This window comes from Blautia sp. Marseille-P2398 (assembly GCF_964240315.1).
Lineage (GTDB): Bacteria > Bacillota > Clostridia > Lachnospirales > Lachnospiraceae > Blautia_A > Blautia_A wexlerae.
In genome coordinates this window covers 434180-450707 of record NZ_CAXSTD010000001.1, presented here as the reverse complement: position 1 = coordinate 450707, position 16528 = coordinate 434180, and the positions used below count along the sequence as shown (strand labels likewise).

The following is a 16528-nucleotide window of genomic DNA, read 5'->3' as shown; positions in this document are numbered from 1 at the left end:
TATAAATACCAAAAGAAAAGGAAGGTTTCATGGAAATAAGAAAAGCATCAGTGCAGGATCTTGGGCAGATCATGCAAGTTTATGATAAAGCCCGCAAATTTATGAGAGAAAATGGCAATGCAGAACAGTGGGGTGAAGATTACCCCTCAGCAGAACTGATAGAGCATGATATTGATAAAATGTATCTGTGCATGTCAGAAGGGCGGATTGCCTGTGTTTTCTATTATGCGGCGGAAGAAGATGAAGATTATAAAGAAATTAATGGAAAATGGCTGAATGAAGAACCCTATGGAGTAGTTCACAGGGTAGCGTCCACAGGAATAGTAAGAGGAGCCGCATCATTCTGTCTGGACTGGGCCTATGCTCAGACACAGAATCTCCGTATGGATACATACAGCGATAACATCCCCATGCAGAAACTTCTGGAAAAATGCGGATTTCACTACTGTGGTTCATTTGAACGTCTGGGAATGGATAAATGGATGGCATACCAGAAAATATAATAAACAAGTCCCTATCTGTTTCAACTGTAAGAGACAGATGGGGACTTTAAGGTTATTGATTGCTGTAGTTAGAGGTATCCATCAGAAGAAATCCGGTCTTTTACAGATTCTCAACAATCTGGCGTGCTACATATACACCGCTTGCAGAAGCATGGGACAGGGAATGGGTTACACCGCTTCCGTCTCCAATGATATACAGGCCTTTGTATCTGCTTTCCAGATTTTCATCAATATCAACTTCCATATTATAGAACTTAACCTCCACACCATAGAGGAGGGTATCGTCATTAGCTGTCCCGGGAGCGATTTTATCCAGAGCATAAATCATTTCAATGATTCCGTCAAGGATACGTTTCGGGAGAACAAGACTCAGATCACCGGGAGTAGCTGCGAGAGTAGGTCGTACCATACCTTCTTCGATACGTGCAACCGTACTCCTTCTTCCGCGCACCAGATCGCCGAAACGCTGTACGATCACACCGCCGCCCAGCATATTGGAAAGACGGGCAATGCTTTCGCCATATCCATTACTGTCTTTAAATGGCTCAGAGAAATGTTTGGCTACCAACAGTGCGAAGTTTGTATTTTCTGTCTGTTTGGACGGATCTTCATAGCTGTGGCCATTTGCTGTGACAATGCCGTTTGTATTTTCGTTTACAACGATGCCATAAGGATTCATACAGAAAGTCCTCACATTATCTTCGAATTTTTCTGTTCTGTAGACAATCTTACTCTCATACAGTTCGTCTGTCAGGTGTGAGAAGATAACAGCAGGAAGTTCTACACGTACACCCAGGTCTACCCGGTTTGATTTGGTTGGGATATCAAGTTCTTTACAGATCTGTTCCATCCATTTGCTTCCGCTTCTGCCTACGGATACAATGCATTTGTTGCAGTCAGTGGTATCATTCTTTGTGATGATACGGTATCTGTCTTCAAGTACTTCCAGACGTTCTACAGGAGTGTTGAAATGAAAATCAACATGCTCTTTTAATTTTGCATATAAGTTCTCAAGAACCACATAGTTAATGTCTGTTCCCAGATGACGTACGGAAGCATCCAGAAGCTTTAATTTGTTCTGCATACAAAGTTTTTTGAATTTGGTTCCGGCTGTAGAATACATTTTTGTGTCCTGTCCGCCGTAGGCAACATTGATCTCATCTACGTAACGCATCAGGTCAAGAGCGTCTTTCTTTCCAATATGTTCATAAAGTGTTCCGCCGAAATCATTTGTGATATTGTATTTGCCGTCAGAGAAAGCACCGGCACCGCCAAAGCCGCTCATAATGGCACAGGTTTTACATTTGATACAGGTTTTTACTTTGTCACCATCAATTGGGCAATGTCTTTTACTGAGAGGATTTCCAGCCTCAAAAACAGCAATCTTTAAATCGTTATTTTGTTTCATCAGTTCATAGGCAGAGAAAATACCGCCAGGTCCTGCGCCGATGATCACTACATCATATTTCATATATACTACGATCCTTTCAGGTAAAAATATTTTGTAAATCTGCAGCAAGTCTCCTGAACGCACTATTTAACTGATAAATTGCGAAGCGGATGATATTATGCGCCTGAAGAGAATGCCATAGATAAGTCTGCGTTACTGAGAACGAAGGAGACAGTAATAAGTATATCATAAATAAATGAAAAAATCTTATGTTTTTGTGAATGGACTTATAGGATAACATTATAAATAATGTTTTAACCGAATCAGGTAAGTCCCCTGTGGAGATTGCGAATATCCGCCTGACTTTCTGCAGGATATGATAAGCAAAATATATTATAGATATGAGAAGATATCAGGTTAGGGGTAAAATACCTTTTTCCCGAACATAAAAAGAACAAATAGTTCTACGAAAGGACACAACTACATCATATTGATGCTGAACCCGAAAAAATTATTTTTCCTCAGGTTCAGCATTATCCGGAATGTGTTCTACAATATCACCGAAATCGCAGTCAAGGATTGAACATAAGATATCAAGACTGCGGATTTCCACATTTTCATTATGACGGAGTTTATCCAGAAAAGAAGTGCTTATGCCATAGTGAGTGTACAGGGCATACTGGCTGATTTTCCGCTCCTTCATAGTCTTCCATAATTTTCTATAGCTTATCATATGTAATAACCGTCCGATTTGTTCTTGATTCATATTTATTATCGGGTTAAAATAGGTCTTGTAACAGTGTCTTTATAAAGACACTATTGAGAAGGAAAGTGATATAATGAAGACGATCAGAAAGATAATGGAAGGCGTGGCCGCAGCCTGCATATCAGTGGCAATGTATTACTGCTTCCTGAGTGGAGCCCCTGCCGGGGGAACAGAGAGAACTGTTTATATGATCCTGGATGGAATATTCTGTATTTCTGCCTGGGTGGCAGGAGTGGGGATATTATGGTATGTGAGATGGCTTCGCAGACGGAACAAAGAACTTGAAAATATGATAAAGATTTTGCTTAAAAATGCAGACAAACTTGACAAATAGGAAATTCTGCCATACTATAAAAACCAACGAAAACGAAAGGGGAATCCTGCAAAATGAATGAAAATGTCATCAAAGCCGCACTGTTAGGATTTGGAACAGTAGGAACAGGTGTATATAAGGTACTGAAGAATCAGGAAAAGGAAATGTCGGCCAAGATTGGCTGTAAAGTTGAGATAAAGAAAATCCTTGTGAGAAATATAGATAAGGCAGCAGCGAAGATAGAAGACGCCTCTTTGCTCACCAGCCAGTGGGATGAGATTATAAATGATCCGGAGATTGAGATTGTGATTGAACTGATGGGTGGGATTAATCCTGCAAAAGAGTACATCCTTTCTGCATTAAAAGCCGGTAAGCATGTAGTCTCTGCAAACAAGGATCTGATCGCAGTACATGGTCATGAGCTTCTGGATGCGGCACATGAGAGTAAAGTGGATTTTCTGTTTGAAGCAGCAGTAGCAGGTGGTATTCCGATCATCAGACCATTGAAACAGTGTCTGGCAGGAAATCACATGACAGAAGTTATGGGTATTGTAAACGGAACCACAAACTTTATTCTGACAAAGATGACTCAGGAAGGTATGGAATTTAAGGATGCCCTGGCACTTGCAACAGAACTTGGATATGCGGAGGCTGATCCGACTGCTGATATCGAAGGTCTGGATGCAGGACGTAAGGTAGCGATTCTTGCATCTGTGGCATTTAATTCACGTGTGGTATTTAACGATGTATATACAGAGGGAATTGCCAAGATCACATCAAAAGATATTCATTACGCGAAAGAAATGGGACGTGATATCAAGCTTCTGGGCGTTGCAAGAAACGAAGCAGACGGAATTGAAGCATATGTGTGCCCGATGCTAATTCCCAGTTCCCATCCGCTCGCAACTGTAAATGATTCCTATAATGCAGTATTTGTCCATGGAGATGCAGTGGAGGATGCCATGTTCTTCGGAAGAGGAGCAGGAGAACTTCCTACAGCCAGTGCAGTTGTGGGTGATGTATTTGATATTGTGAGAAATATTCTTGCAGGATGCTGCGGCAGAATCGGATGTACCTGTTACAAGAATATCCCTGTTAAGAAAATGGAAGATACACATAACCGTTATTTCCTCCGTCTCAAAGTAGAGGATCGCTGCGGTGTTCTTGCCGAGATGACTGCTATTTTTGCCAAATATCAGGTCAGTGTTGCACAGATTATCCAGAAAGATACCAAGGTGGAAGGGTGTGCGGAAGTAGTTGTGATCACTGAGAAGGTAAGAGAAGGTGATTTCAGAACTGCCATCGAAGAACTGAGAAACAGGGATTCCGTAAGAAAGATTTCAACGATCATTCGTGTATATGGAAAATAAGTTACTGTTCTTTTCATATATATAGTAATGAAAATGAAACAGATACAAAAAAAGAATTGAAAAATCCTGAGATTTTGATACTATATAAGAGATGTCAGATATAAAAGTTTTATTGTGCAGAGATGATCAGTTTTCTGCTCCTGATATCAGCAAAACAGTTATCAATTATGAATAAACATAAAAGGAGAACATTATGAGCAAAAAACCAACCGTATTAATGATTCTTGATGGATATGGTCTGAATGACAAAAAGGAAGGAAACGCTGTATATCTGGCTAAAACACCGGTTATGGACAAGCTGATGGCAGAATATCCATTTGTAAAAGGAAACGCAAGCGGACTGGCAGTAGGTCTTCCGGACGGACAGATGGGTAATTCTGAAGTAGGACATATGAATATGGGCGCAGGCCGTATCGTATATCAGGAACTTACCAGAATCACAAAAGAAATCCAGGACGGTGATTTCTTTAAGAATGAAGCTCTTCTTGCAGCAATGAAGAACGCAAAAGAGAATAACTCTGCAGTACATTTCATGGGACTTCTTTCTGACGGTGGTGTGCACAGTCATAATACACATCTTTATGGATTACTTGAGATGGCTAAGAGAGAGGGCGTTGAGAAGGTTTACGTACATTGTTTCCTTGACGGTCGTGACACACCTCCTGCATCAGGTAAAGAGTTTGTAGAGGCTCTTGAAGCAGAGATGAAGAAGATCGGTGTAGGTGAGATTGCTACTGTTTCCGGACGTTACTATGCGATGGATCGTGATAACCGCTGGGATCGTGTAGAACTTGCATACAATGCTCTTACAACAGGAGAAGGCGTAAAGGGAACAGATGCACCGGCAGCAGTTCAGGCTTCTTATGACAATGATAAGACAGACGAGTTTGTTCTTCCTACAGTTATCGAGAAAGACGGACAGCCGACAGGTGTTATATCTGATAAAGATTCTGTTGTATTCTTTAATTTCCGTCCTGACCGCGCTCGTGAGATCACAAGAGCATTCTGCGATGATGATTTCCAGGGATTTGAAAGAAAAGCAAGACCACAGGTTACTTTCGTATGCTTCACAGATTACGATGATACCATTCAGAATAAACAGGTTGCATTCCACAAGGTTCAGCTTCACAATACATTTGGTGAGTATCTTGCAGCACACAATATGACTCAGGCGCGTATTGCTGAAACAGAGAAATATGCACATGTTACATTCTTCTTCAACGGCGGTGTGGAAGAGCCGAACAAAGGAGAAGACAGAATTCTGGTTAAATCTCCGAAGGTTGCAACCTACGATCTTCAGCCGGAAATGAGTGCACCTCAGGTTTGCGAGAAACTGGTAGATGCGATCAAATCTGACAAATATGATGTGATCGTGATCAACTTTGCAAACCCGGATATGGTTGGACATACAGGCGTACAGGAAGCTGCCATCAAAGCAGTGGAAACTGTTGATGAATGTGTTGGCAAAGCAGTAGAGGCTCTTAAGGAAGTGGACGGACAGATGTTTATCTGTGCTGACCATGGAAATGCAGAACAGCTGATCGACTATGAGACAGGTGCTCCGTGGACTGCACATACAACAAATCCTGTACCATTTATTCTTGTAAATGCAGATCCGAAATATACACTGCGCGAGAACGGATGTCTTGCAGATATCGTTCCTACACTGATCCAGCTTATGGGAATGGAACAGCCTGCGGAAATGACAGGAAAATCACTTCTTGTAGAGAAATAATATAATACAAAAACTGTGAGAACTGCTTTGCAGACATCAGCAGTTCGTGATATTGACGAAACCCTCTGACACAAATCAGAGGGTTTTTTGTTTGTTTTTGGTGATTATGTAGAAAATCATGGAATTAAAAAACACATCTTGAAATGGAAAATTTTTTCAACTATAATCGCTCTGATATCTGATAAAACAGATATCGAAAACAGCAAATAAAGAGGATTAAAAAAGGATTGGGAGGGTTTATTGGAATGCAGACAGACATGACAGTTGGGAAACCAATGAAGATGATACTTGACTTTACGATACCTGTATTTATAGGTAATGTATTCCAGCAGTTTTACAACATGGCAGATGCCATAATCGTAGGAAAATTTGTAGGAACAAAAGGGCTGGCAGCGGTTGGTTCAACAGGAACGATCATGTTTCTGATCATAGGTTTTCTTACGGGACTGACAGCCGGTTTTACAGTTCTGACCTCACAGAAATTCGGTGCAGGAAAGATGGATGAGATGCGTCAGTCAGTGGGAAATGCGGCGTTACTTTCAATTATCATTTCGGTTATAATGACGGCTGTCAGTATGGTGGGGATGCACTCGCTTCTGACATTAATGCATACACCAGAGGATATTTTTCAGGATGCATATACCTACATTATGATCATATGCGGAGGTATTTTTGCACAGGTATTATATAATATCCTGGCCAGTATTCTGAGAGCACTGGGAAACAGTAAGACACCCTTGTATTTCCTGATTCTGGCGGCACTTTTGAATATAGTACTTGACCTGACGTTTATTATTGTTTTCCATATGGGAGTCGCCGGGGCTGCCTGGGCAACGATCACAGCACAGGGAGTATCCGGAGTGCTTTGCCTGATTTATATCATAAAATACGTACCGGAATTGAGACTGAAGGCGGATGACTGGAGATTTCGTTCAGAGATTGCCAAAAAAGAAATTCTTGTGGGCATTCCCATGGGACTGCAGTATTCCATCACTGCGATCGGAACCATGATGGTACAGTCTGCACTGAATATTCTTGGTTCCTATGCAGTAGCGGCATTTACGGCAGGAAATAAGATTGAGAATATTTTTACCCAGGCATATGTTGCAATCGGAACAACAATGGCAACATATAATGCACAGAATATAGGAGCGCGTAAACTGGACAGAGTCAGACAGGGATTTAACAGTGCGCATATTATAGGAATTACCTATGCCATTGTTACAGGTGTGATTATTTTCTTCTTTGGCAAATATCTGTCTTATCTGTTTATTTCAGATAATGCCGCAGAAGTCATTCCTATGGTTGATACTTATGTGAAATGCGTGGCAGTATTTTTCATACCACTTCATTTTGTCAATGCACTCAGAAATGGTATCCAGGGTATGGGATACGGGCTGCTTCCCATGCTTGCCGGTGTTGCAGAACTGGCAGGACGTGGAATCACTGCTATGGTTGCGGCAGCTCATAAGAGTTATTTTGGAGCATGTATGGCCAGTCCGATGGCATGGGTGCTTGCCGGAGGACTTTTGATCGTCATGTATTTCTATGTGATGAAGGATATGAAACGCAGACTTGGCCTGTAAAAATAAGAAAAATCACAAGGGATTTGCCAAAGAAAACATTTTTCGGGGATATCACCTGCAAACAGTAATAAAAAATGAGAAAAAGGTGAATAGTAGGTGCAAATTGGAAGAATTATGTTATAATGAAACATGCAGCGCAGGTTTATGTGATCAGTACATAAATTCTGTGTATTGTGAAGCGTATTATTAAGAATTATAGCAAGCCTCTTAATTAACCGAATCAACAGTAATATGATTCAGAAGTAATAGGCTTCAGGAAAAATGAACGGTAACACTTATGTTGAGGAGAAAATAGATGGGCAACAAAGAAGAAAAAAACAACACAGTCCCAAATGGCAGTATGGAAATAACTGGCAGACGCCATAAATCCGCAAGACCGGGGAGAATTTCGTATGTACCGATCAGTGATGAAGATCTTGCACCTTATGAACCACCTGTTCGTAAGAAGTATAAAGGATTAAAAATTACAGGAATCGCAGTGGCAATGGTTATTGTAAGTGCCGGAGCCGCATATGCAGGTATGTCATATTATTATTCGGATAAATTCTTTGAAGGAACATCAATCAATGGTATTGACTGTTCAGGTAAAACTGCTTATGAGGCAGAACAGAAGATTGCGAAGACAGTAGAGAACTATTCCATAGAGGTTGATTCCAGAAATCTGGATCCGCAGACAATCAGCGGAGATCAGATCGGTTATAGTTATGTTTCTGATGGAAGTGTTCTGAAACTTCTGAAAGATCAGAAACCTTATGAATGGATCAGAGGTTTTTTTGAAAAGAAGAGCTATACAGCCGCTGAGAACACGACTTACGATAAAGAAAAGCTGAAAAAACAGGTGAAGGCACTTAACTGTGCACAGAAAGAGAATCAGGTAGCTCCTGAGAATGCATATGTCGCATATGGAGATTCGCAGTTTGAGATTGTTCCGGAGACAGAGGGAAGTAAGCTGGATTTGAAAAATGCTTATAACGTGCTTTCGGAAGCTGTTTCGGGAAATAAAACTTCGGTTGATTTCGACAGTGAGCCGGACGTGTATGTAAAAGCAGATATCACCAGCGACAATCCGGATCTGCAGGCGTCTCTTAATGCATGTAACAATTTCACAAAAGCAAGCATTACGTATACTTTTGGAGATGAAACAGAAACCCTGGATGGAAATACGATCAAGGACTGGCTGAATTTTGATGAAAAAGGACAGCTGATCATGGATGATACATCTTTCAGACAGCACATCGCAGATTATGTGGCGCAGCTTGCAGCGGCCCATGATACGGTGGGAACTGAAAGAGAGTTCCAGACAACAAGTGGGAGAACTGTCAGTGTATACGGTTCTGCATATGGATGGCAGATAGACCAGGCTTCAGAGGTTGCACAGCTGACACAGGAAATCCAATCAGGGACACAGACAACCAGAGAGCCGGTTTATTCTATGACAGCCAATGCACATGGTTACAATGATATAGGAAATACTTATATTGAAGTGGATCTGTCCGAACAGCATATGTATTTCTACCAGAACGGAGAAGATATCTTTGAGTCAGATATTGTTTCCGGTGATATGAGATATTCTGACCGTCAGACTCCGGCCGGTATTTATACGATTTATTATAAGAAGAGCCCGGATGTGCTCAGAGGTAAACAGCTGGCAAACGGTAAATACGAATATGAACAGCCGGTAACGTACTGGATGCCGTTTAATGGCGGTATTGGTTTCCACGATGCAAACTGGCAGCCATACTTTGGTGGAGATCGTTTCATGGAAGGCGGTTCGCATGGATGTATCAATATGCCGCCGGAGAAAGCAGCAGAACTTTATAATATTATTGACTGCAATATTCCAATCGTATGTTTCTATTAATATTGATCAGGAATTACTTTTCTGTAATCTTTTAATTGGAGGTATTGAACAGTTCTCTGAAAAATAAAAACAGGTATGGATATTCCGGGATCATTGTATACGAAACAATAGTCCCGGATTTCTATAAAAAGAAAAAAGGTTCTGTATGGTAAAATGCAGAAAGAAAGGGGAAGGTTATGAATTTTGATTCTTTAAACATCATACTGACAATTGCCGCTTTCATAGTAGGAATAATGCTTCTGACAGGACATGGGGATATTTTCCTGAAAGGTGGAAACTCGGACATCAGTAAGAAGCTTTATGATGAAGAGAAGATGGCAAAAGCAAGTGGAGTTGCGCTTATTTTGATTGGCGTTGTTTCTGCTATAGATCTTTTTACTACAGCACTGGCCTTTAAAATAGCTTACATAGCAGCACTTCTGATCATTATTGTCGGGCTTGTGTGTTATTTGAGATTAAAATGTAAAAAATAATGAATAAGGCAAGAAGGATCGAGATACGGTAAAATGTGTACGGTCCTTTTTATTTTTATGTATTAGCGTTTTTTCCTGTTTTGTGATAAAATGACATACAGGCCAAAATCCAATTGCCACAGGTAATCTGAAATGAATTTTGGCGGCGTTACTGAGAATGGAGTGAACAGTAAATAAACGAGGAAAAGATAAATTATGGTACTTGAAGAGATTGTGCAGCCTCTGGTAAAATGGTACAGGGATAATAAGAGGATTCTTCCATGGAGAGATAAGGACAATGCTTATTATACATGGGTGTCGGAGATTATGCTGCAGCAAACCAGAGTGGAGGCAGTGAAACCCTATTTTCAGAGATTTATCACAGAACTCCCGGATATTCAGTCACTGGCGGAATGTCCTGAAGAGAAACTTCTGAAGTTATGGGAGGGACTGGGATATTATAACCGCGTTCGGAACATGCAGGAAGCGGCGAAAACTGTAAAAGATGAATATAATGGCAGACTGCCTGAAGATTATCAGGCACTTTTGTCGTTAAAGGGAATAGGAAGTTATACAGCCGGTGCCATTGCATCGATCGCATATGGGGAAAAGGTTCCGGCTGTAGACGGGAATGTACTGCGTGTGATTTCCAGAATTACAGAGAGTACGGAAGACATCAGCCGGCAGTCTGTCCGCAGAAAAATAGAACAGCAGGTTTCGCAGATCATGCCCCCAGATTGTCCGGGAGACTTTAATCAGGCACTGATGGAACTGGGAGCTGTGATATGTGTTCCCAACGGTCAGGCGAAATGTGCAGAATGTCCGATTGCATTTACCTGTCTGGCTCACAGACATGATAAAGCGGATATGATTCCTGTAAAAGCACCTAAGAAAGCCAGAACACAGGACAACAGGACTGTGTTTATCATTCAGGACGGAGAATGCACAGCTATCAGGAAAAGACCTGAGAAAGGACTTTTGGCAGGCTTATATGAACTGCCAAATACTCAGGGACATTTAAAAAGCGAAGATGCGCTTTTGTACGTAAAAGAGTTGGGACTTGATCCATTATATATAGAAGAACTTCCGCCTGCGAAACATATTTTCTCCCATATTGAATGGAGAATGCAGGCATACAGAATAAAGGTATCATCCCTAAAGACAACACAGGATAAAGAACTCATTTTTGTAAGTAAAGAACAGTCAGGTAAACAATACGCAATTCCATCTGCTTTTGGAGCGTATGCAAAGTATATCAAGGAGGAAACAATAAGATGAAACTGTTAAGTATTGCGATTCCATGTTATAATTCCCAGGATTATATGGAGAATTGTATAGAGTCATTACTGGTGGGAGGAGAAGAAGTAGAGATTCTTATAGTAGATGACGGATCTTCTGACAGAACTGCTGAGATTGCAGATGACTATGCCAGGAAATATCCGACAATTGTAAAGGCAATCCATCAGGAAAATGGTGGTCATGGAGAAGCTGTCAATGCAGGGATCAGAAATGCTACAGGATTGTATTTCAAGGTAGTGGACAGTGATGACTGGGTAAATAAAGAGGCGTATGTACAGATTTTGAAAACTTTATATGAACTGCTCAGAGGTCCACAGACAGTTGACCTTCTGATCAGTAATTTTGTATATGAGAAACAGGGGGCAACCCGTAAGAAAATCATGCAGTACCGCAAATGCCTGCCGCAGGACAGAATATTTGGATGGGAAGAAGTGAAACATATGCCGAAAGGTAAATATCTTCTGATGCACTCCATGATCTATCGTACAAAACTGCTTCATGAATGCAATCTGGAACTGCCGAAGCATACATTTTATGTAGATAATCTATTTGCTTTTGAACCTCTTCCGTATGTAAAGAATCTGTATTATCTGGATGTGAATTTCTACCGTTATTTTATCGGGAGAGATGACCAGTCTGTAAATGAGAAAGTGATGATCAAACGTATTGACCAGCAGATCCGGGTAAACAAACTCATGGTAGATGCATATATCAACTGTAAAAGTACAAATAAGCAGTTGAAAGCGTATATGTTCAGCTATCTGGATATTATTACAACTATTTCTTCCATTATGCTGATACGTGCCAATACAGAAGAGTCCCTTCAGAAGAAGAAAGAACTTCTGGAATATATCAGGACAGAGAATAAACAGGTATACAGAAAACTGCGTCACAGTCTTTTTGGAAGAGTCATGAACCTTCCGGGAAGAAGTGGAAGAAAAATGTCAGTGGCAGCCTACAAAATCAGCCAGAAATTCTATGGATTTAACTGATGTGTAAAAGCTTCACATCCGGATATCGGTTTTGGGAAAATATTTTATGAAATTGTTATAACTGTAAAAAAAGCAGAATCGCTGAAAGACAAAAATGTATTTCAAAGATTCTGCTTTTTTTAAATCTTTCTAATTCTCGCTCTTTTTTCTCTTTACTTCTCTAAAGCAGACAGATTCAGAAGAAACGGAAACTCTTCTCGGATAAAAAACCAGAAAGCCAAACAATGCAAGTGTTGCACCCATGCATACATCGATCACAGAATGCTGTTTCAGGAACATGGTGGACATGATGATCAGCGCGGTCAGGGTAAAGGATGCTGCTTTTATAAATTTTTTATTTCGCAGTGTTTCGCAGTTTGTAAGCGACATATGTATTGCAAGAGAGTTGAACACATGAATGCTGGGCAGGATATTCGTAGGAGTATCTGTACTGTACAGCCATTTTACTATATCTGTGAAGATATTGTCTCTTGGAAATTCTGTTGGACGTATGTGCTGAGCATTTGGATAAACATAGGAAACAATCAGGAAAACAGTCATTCCCATCATAAGATTAAATGCCAGCTGATAGTATTCATGTTTGTTTTTGTTAAAAAATATAAAATAAATCACAGCCAGGATCATGTATGGAAACCACAGCATATAAGGAACGATAAAGAACTCACAAAATGGAATCCAGTCATCAAATACTGTATGTACGATATGATAGCTGTGAACCGGTCTGTGCTCCAGGTAACTGAAGAGCAGGATATAAATGATGCTGTAAACAGCAATCACAAGTCCATGCCGGTATTTGGAAATAAAACGTTTCAAAATTTCACCTTCTTTGGAGAATTATTTCATACCATACCATATCATAACATCTTCATACTGCTTTTACAAATAAATTTTCTCATAAAGTATATAAAAATTTTATAAAAAAATTCTCAATAAAGTTCAGCGTTTTACAAAGTTTTAACATAAAGCAGAACAAAGATTTTACGGCTTTTTATTATACTGATATCAACTGAGCCGGAGAAATTATAGTGATTTTCGAAAATGTCATGTTGTTTCCGGAGATTGTATACTGGTTTCGGCTTATGGCATTCAGCAAATAATTGTAAATGGAGAACAGAAAAATGATATATTTGGTAGAAGATGATGAGAGTATACGTGAACTGGTGATATATACATTGAAAAGTCAGGGATTTGAAGCAAAAGGATTTGAAAGACCTTCTCACTTCTGGAAAGCCCTGGAAAAGGAAAAACCTGCACTTCTGCTCCTTGATGTGATGCTGCCGGAAGAGGATGGGATTTCCATATTGAAGAAATTGCGTATGCGTCCGGATACACGTAAACTTCCTATTATCATGCTGACAGCAAAAAGCAGTGAATATGATACAGTGGTAGGTCTTGACAGCGGGGCAGATGACTATATTCCAAAACCATTCCGCATGATGGAACTGATCTCAAGGATCCGCGCATTATTAAGAAGAACAGAAGATGACGGCGCAGAAGAATATCGGACAGGAAACCTTTATGTCTGCCCTTCCAGACATATTGCAACTGTAGATAAAAAGAATGTAAATCTTACATTAAAAGAATATGAAGTATTATGTCTGCTTCTGAAAAACAGCGGAACTGTACTTTCCAGAACCCAGCTTCTGAATCAGGTCTGGGGGTATGAATTCGACGGAGAGAGCAGAACCGTTGATGTACATATCCGAACACTGAGACAAAAACTGGGAAGTGCCGGTGAGCTGGTGGAGACAGTTCGTGGAGTCGGATATAAAATTAATATGAAATAAAGTTAAAGAATAACTGGAAACAGGAATTTATCTATGCTATACTTTTAAATATGAGAATTGCAGGAGTTGCAAAGAGCAAAGCAAAATAGCTTTTGATCCTGACATCTTAAATATAAGCAGATGCCAAAAATAAATGGACAGCTGCCCGAAATCAACGGTCAGGGATATCAGAAACCCTGACTGTAGATTTTTATAAGGAGTTATTTATTTTATGAAATCATTAGTAATAGCAGAGAAACCTTCTGTTGCCAGAGATATTGCCAGAGTACTTCACTGTACACAGAAAGGAAATGGTACCCTTGAGGGAAAAGATTACGTAGTCACCTGGGCACTTGGACATCTTGTTACGCTGGCAGATCCTGAGGAATACGATAAGAAGTATATGAAATGGGAAATATCCACACTTCCCATGATGCCGGATCGAATGAAGCTGGTAGTTATTCGACAGACCGGTAAACAGTACAATGCAGTAAAAACGCAGCTGTACAGAAAAGACATAAACGATATTATAATAGCCACAGATGCCGGAAGAGAAGGTGAACTGGTAGCCCGCTGGATTCTTGACAAAGCGGACTGTCATAAACCAATCCGTAGACTGTGGATTTCTTCAGTTACAGACAAAGCTATCAAAGAAGGATTCGGAAATCTGAAAAACGGACATGAGTATGATAATCTGTACAGAGCAGCTGTGGCAAGAGCGGAAGCTGACTGGCTGGTGGGAATGAACGGTACAAGGGCACTTACCTGTAAATATAATGCCCAGCTTTCCTGCGGGCGTGTACAGACTCCTACACTGGCGATGATTGCGAAACGGGAAGAAGAGATACGGGCATTTAAGCCGAAGGAATATTACGGAATCACCCTGAAAGCAGGTGATATCACCTGGACATGGAAGGAACCAAAGAGTAAGAGCTTCAGAACTTTTAATAAAGAACGGGCAGAGGAGATTTCCGATGTTCTCAGAAATCAGTCTCTGGAAGTAACTTCCGTAACCAGCAAAGAGAAAAAATCCTTTGCACCGGGTTTGTATGACCTGACCACACTGCAGAGAGAGGCAAATCGGAAATATGGATATTCTGCAAAGCAGACTCTGAATATCATGCAGCGTCTGTATGAAAATCACAAAGTACTCACTTATCCGAGGACAGATTCCAGATATATTGGAAAGGATATTGTTCCTACAATTAAAGAACGACTGAGAGCCTGCGCAACAGGACCGTACAGAAAACCGGCAGGCGCACTGATGAATCAGCCTGTTCGTGCAAATGGAAGTTTTGTGGATGATAAAAAGGTCAGCGACCATCATGCAATTATCCCTACGGAGCAGTTTGTGCAGCTTGACCATATGACAAATGAAGAACGTAAGATTTACGATATGGTAGTTCGCAGATTCCTCAGTGTGCTGTATCCGCCTTTTGTTTATGAACAGGTGAGCATGGAGGGAATTGTTGCTGGAGAACTTTTTGCTGCCAGCGGGAAAGTTGTAAAAAGTGCCGGATGGAAAGATGTGTATGAAAATACGGACGACACTGAAGAGGATGAGGATACTGCTGACGATGCGCAGAAATTGAAAGATCAGAAGCTTCCACAGATGAAGAAAGGTGAGAGACTGCATATAGAGAATGTATCCATGAATACAGGCAGGACAAAGCCACCTGCAAGATTCACAGAAGCAACGCTTCTTGCAGCAATGGAGAATCCGGTGCGCTATATGGAGAGTCATGATACAAAGGCAGCGAAAACTCTCGGTGAGACAGGTGGTCTGGGGACTGTTGCCACAAGGGCCGATATTATTGAGAAACTGTTTAACAGCTTTCTGATGGAGAAAAAAGGCAATGAAATCCATCTGACCTCCAAGGCAAAGCAGCTTCTGGAACTGGTACCCGAGGAACTGCGCAAGCCGGAACTGACCGCAGACTGGGAGATGAAGCTTGGAAATATTGCAAAAGGTAAAATGAAACAGGAAACCTTCCTGAAAGAAATCAGGAACTATACCTGTGACATTGTAGATGAGATCAAAACCGGACAGGGAACCTTCAGGCATGATAATCTTACAAACAAAATCTGCCCGAACTGCGGAAAGAAGCTTCTGGCAGTGAATGGAAAGAATGCAAAAATGCTTGTATGTCAGGACAGAGAGTGCGGTTATAAAGAAACCCTGTCCAGAACTACCAATGCCCGTTGTCCCAAGTGTCATAAACGTATGGAAATGTATGTGAAAGGTAAGGAAGAGACATTTATCTGTGCCTGCGGCTATAAAGAAAAGCTCTCTGCTTTTCAGGCGAGAAGGGCCAAAGAGGGAGCAGGAGTCAATAAGCGTGATGTTCAAAAATATATGAGACAGCAGCAGAAAGAAGCCAAGGAGCCGGTGAATAATGCATTTGCACAGGCACTGGCAGGATTAAAACTGGAATAACTATATCACTCTCTTGTCTGCGAATCCGCATTCTATGCGATGGGTATAGTTATTTACG

General features: G+C 40.8%; 14 protein-coding genes. 11 read left to right on the top strand and 3 right to left on the bottom strand.

Features of this window, described 5'->3' with window-relative positions; genetic code table 11:
* Nucleotides 1–29 precede the first annotated feature (29 nt).
* The gene (locus ACESZG_RS02125; RefSeq protein WP_373217452.1) at nucleotides 30–503 is read left to right on the top strand and encodes a GNAT family N-acetyltransferase; all 474 of its coding nucleotides are present in this window, start codon (nucleotides 30–32) and stop codon (nucleotides 501–503) included.
* Nucleotides 504–603: 100 nt separating this feature from the next.
* Here the strand turns inward: ACESZG_RS02125 and ACESZG_RS02120 are convergent, their stop codons facing one another.
* Together ACESZG_RS02120 and ACESZG_RS02115 are read right to left on the bottom strand one after the other, a co-directional pair.
* The gene (locus ACESZG_RS02120) at nucleotides 604–1974 is read right to left on the bottom strand and encodes an NAD(P)/FAD-dependent oxidoreductase (RefSeq protein WP_022381024.1); all 1371 of its coding nucleotides are present in this window, start codon (nucleotides 1972–1974) and stop codon (nucleotides 604–606) included.
* A 430-nt stretch (nucleotides 1975–2404) separates the two neighbouring features.
* Nucleotides 2405–2626 carry a helix-turn-helix transcriptional regulator gene (locus ACESZG_RS02115; RefSeq protein WP_026648433.1) on the bottom strand — a complete coding sequence of 74 codons (222 nt, stop codon included), beginning with the start codon at nucleotides 2624–2626 and terminating at the stop codon, nucleotides 2405–2407.
* A gap of 106 nt (nucleotides 2627–2732) precedes the next feature.
* Between ACESZG_RS02115 and ACESZG_RS02110 the strand changes: the two genes are divergently transcribed.
* The 8 genes from ACESZG_RS02110 to ACESZG_RS02075 all read left to right on the top strand — a co-directional run bounded on the left by ACESZG_RS02110 (nucleotide 2733) and on the right by ACESZG_RS02075 (nucleotide 12267).
* The gene (locus tag ACESZG_RS02110) at nucleotides 2733–2993 is read left to right on the top strand and encodes a hypothetical protein (protein ID WP_008704052.1); all 261 of its coding nucleotides are present in this window, start codon (nucleotides 2733–2735) and stop codon (nucleotides 2991–2993) included.
* A gap of 53 nt (nucleotides 2994–3046) precedes the next feature.
* Entirely contained in the window at nucleotides 3047–4342 is a 1296-nt protein-coding gene (locus tag ACESZG_RS02105; RefSeq protein WP_008704051.1) for a homoserine dehydrogenase, read from the top strand.
* Nucleotides 4343–4535: 193 nt separating this feature from the next.
* Complete coding sequence (gene gpmI, locus ACESZG_RS02100) at nucleotides 4536–6077, top strand: 2,3-bisphosphoglycerate-independent phosphoglycerate mutase (protein ID WP_008704048.1); 1542 nt, start codon at nucleotides 4536–4538, stop codon at nucleotides 6075–6077.
* A 245-nt stretch (nucleotides 6078–6322) separates the two neighbouring features.
* Complete coding sequence (locus ACESZG_RS02095) at nucleotides 6323–7663, top strand: MATE family efflux transporter (RefSeq protein ID WP_118585605.1); 1341 nt, start codon at nucleotides 6323–6325, stop codon at nucleotides 7661–7663.
* 295 nt (nucleotides 7664–7958) lie between these two features.
* Nucleotides 7959–9524: a L,D-transpeptidase family protein gene (locus tag ACESZG_RS02090; protein ID WP_373217449.1), complete on the top strand. Its 1566-nt coding sequence runs from the start codon at nucleotides 7959–7961 to the stop codon at nucleotides 9522–9524.
* Between the two features lie 176 nt (nucleotides 9525–9700).
* Nucleotides 9701–9997, top strand: coding sequence for a DUF3784 domain-containing protein (locus ACESZG_RS02085; protein ID WP_008704043.1), 297 nt, complete (start codon nucleotides 9701–9703; stop codon nucleotides 9995–9997).
* Between the two features lie 195 nt (nucleotides 9998–10192).
* On the top strand, nucleotides 10193–11254 hold the full coding sequence (gene mutY / locus ACESZG_RS02080; protein ID WP_178709947.1) for an A/G-specific adenine glycosylase: 1062 nt from the start codon (nucleotides 10193–10195) through the stop codon (nucleotides 11252–11254).
* Nucleotides 11251–12267, top strand: coding sequence for a glycosyltransferase family A protein (locus ACESZG_RS02075; protein ID WP_128867706.1), 1017 nt, complete (start codon nucleotides 11251–11253; stop codon nucleotides 12265–12267). The genes mutY and ACESZG_RS02075 overlap by 4 nt, the downstream gene beginning before the upstream one ends.
* A gap of 129 nt (nucleotides 12268–12396) precedes the next feature.
* Here the strand turns inward: ACESZG_RS02075 and ACESZG_RS02070 are convergent, their stop codons facing one another.
* Nucleotides 12397–13080: a phosphatase PAP2 family protein gene (locus tag ACESZG_RS02070; RefSeq protein ID WP_022381018.1), complete on the bottom strand. Its 684-nt coding sequence runs from the start codon at nucleotides 13078–13080 to the stop codon at nucleotides 12397–12399.
* 305 nt (nucleotides 13081–13385) lie between these two features.
* Between ACESZG_RS02070 and ACESZG_RS02065 the strand changes: the two genes are divergently transcribed.
* Together ACESZG_RS02065 and ACESZG_RS02060 are read left to right on the top strand one after the other, a co-directional pair.
* Nucleotides 13386–14054 (top strand): response regulator transcription factor, encoded by a 669-nt coding sequence (locus tag ACESZG_RS02065; RefSeq protein ID WP_008704038.1) that lies wholly within the window; start codon nucleotides 13386–13388, stop codon nucleotides 14052–14054.
* 211 nt (nucleotides 14055–14265) lie between these two features.
* Nucleotides 14266–16470, top strand: a complete 2205-nt coding sequence (locus ACESZG_RS02060; RefSeq protein WP_025580044.1) for a DNA topoisomerase 3 — start codon at nucleotides 14266–14268, stop codon at nucleotides 16468–16470.
* Nucleotides 16471–16528 lie beyond the last annotated feature (58 nt).

Bases quoted from the DNA above. Each gene is read 5' to 3' on its own strand.
- ACESZG_RS02125 (WP_373217452.1), top strand. From the start codon at position 30: ATGGAAATAAGAAAAGCATCAGTGCAGGATCTTGGGCAGATCATGCAA.
- ACESZG_RS02120 (WP_022381024.1), bottom strand. From the start codon at position 1,974: ATGAAATATGATGTAGTGATCATCGGCGCAGGACCTGGCGGTATTTTC.
- ACESZG_RS02115 (WP_026648433.1), bottom strand. From the start codon at position 2,626: ATGATAAGCTATAGAAAATTATGGAAGACTATGAAGGAGCGGAAAATC.
- ACESZG_RS02110 (WP_008704052.1), top strand. From the start codon at position 2,733: ATGAAGACGATCAGAAAGATAATGGAAGGCGTGGCCGCAGCCTGCATA.
- ACESZG_RS02105 (WP_008704051.1), top strand. From the start codon at position 3,047: ATGAATGAAAATGTCATCAAAGCCGCACTGTTAGGATTTGGAACAGTA.
- gpmI (WP_008704048.1), top strand. From the start codon at position 4,536: ATGAGCAAAAAACCAACCGTATTAATGATTCTTGATGGATATGGTCTG.
- ACESZG_RS02095 (WP_118585605.1), top strand. From the start codon at position 6,323: ATGCAGACAGACATGACAGTTGGGAAACCAATGAAGATGATACTTGAC.
- ACESZG_RS02090 (WP_373217449.1), top strand. From the start codon at position 7,959: ATGGGCAACAAAGAAGAAAAAAACAACACAGTCCCAAATGGCAGTATG.
- ACESZG_RS02085 (WP_008704043.1), top strand. From the start codon at position 9,701: ATGAATTTTGATTCTTTAAACATCATACTGACAATTGCCGCTTTCATA.
- mutY (WP_178709947.1), top strand. From the start codon at position 10,193: ATGGTACTTGAAGAGATTGTGCAGCCTCTGGTAAAATGGTACAGGGAT.
- ACESZG_RS02075 (WP_128867706.1), top strand. From the start codon at position 11,251: ATGAAACTGTTAAGTATTGCGATTCCATGTTATAATTCCCAGGATTAT.
- ACESZG_RS02065 (WP_008704038.1), top strand. From the start codon at position 13,386: ATGATATATTTGGTAGAAGATGATGAGAGTATACGTGAACTGGTGATA.
- ACESZG_RS02060 (WP_025580044.1), top strand. From the start codon at position 14,266: ATGAAATCATTAGTAATAGCAGAGAAACCTTCTGTTGCCAGAGATATT.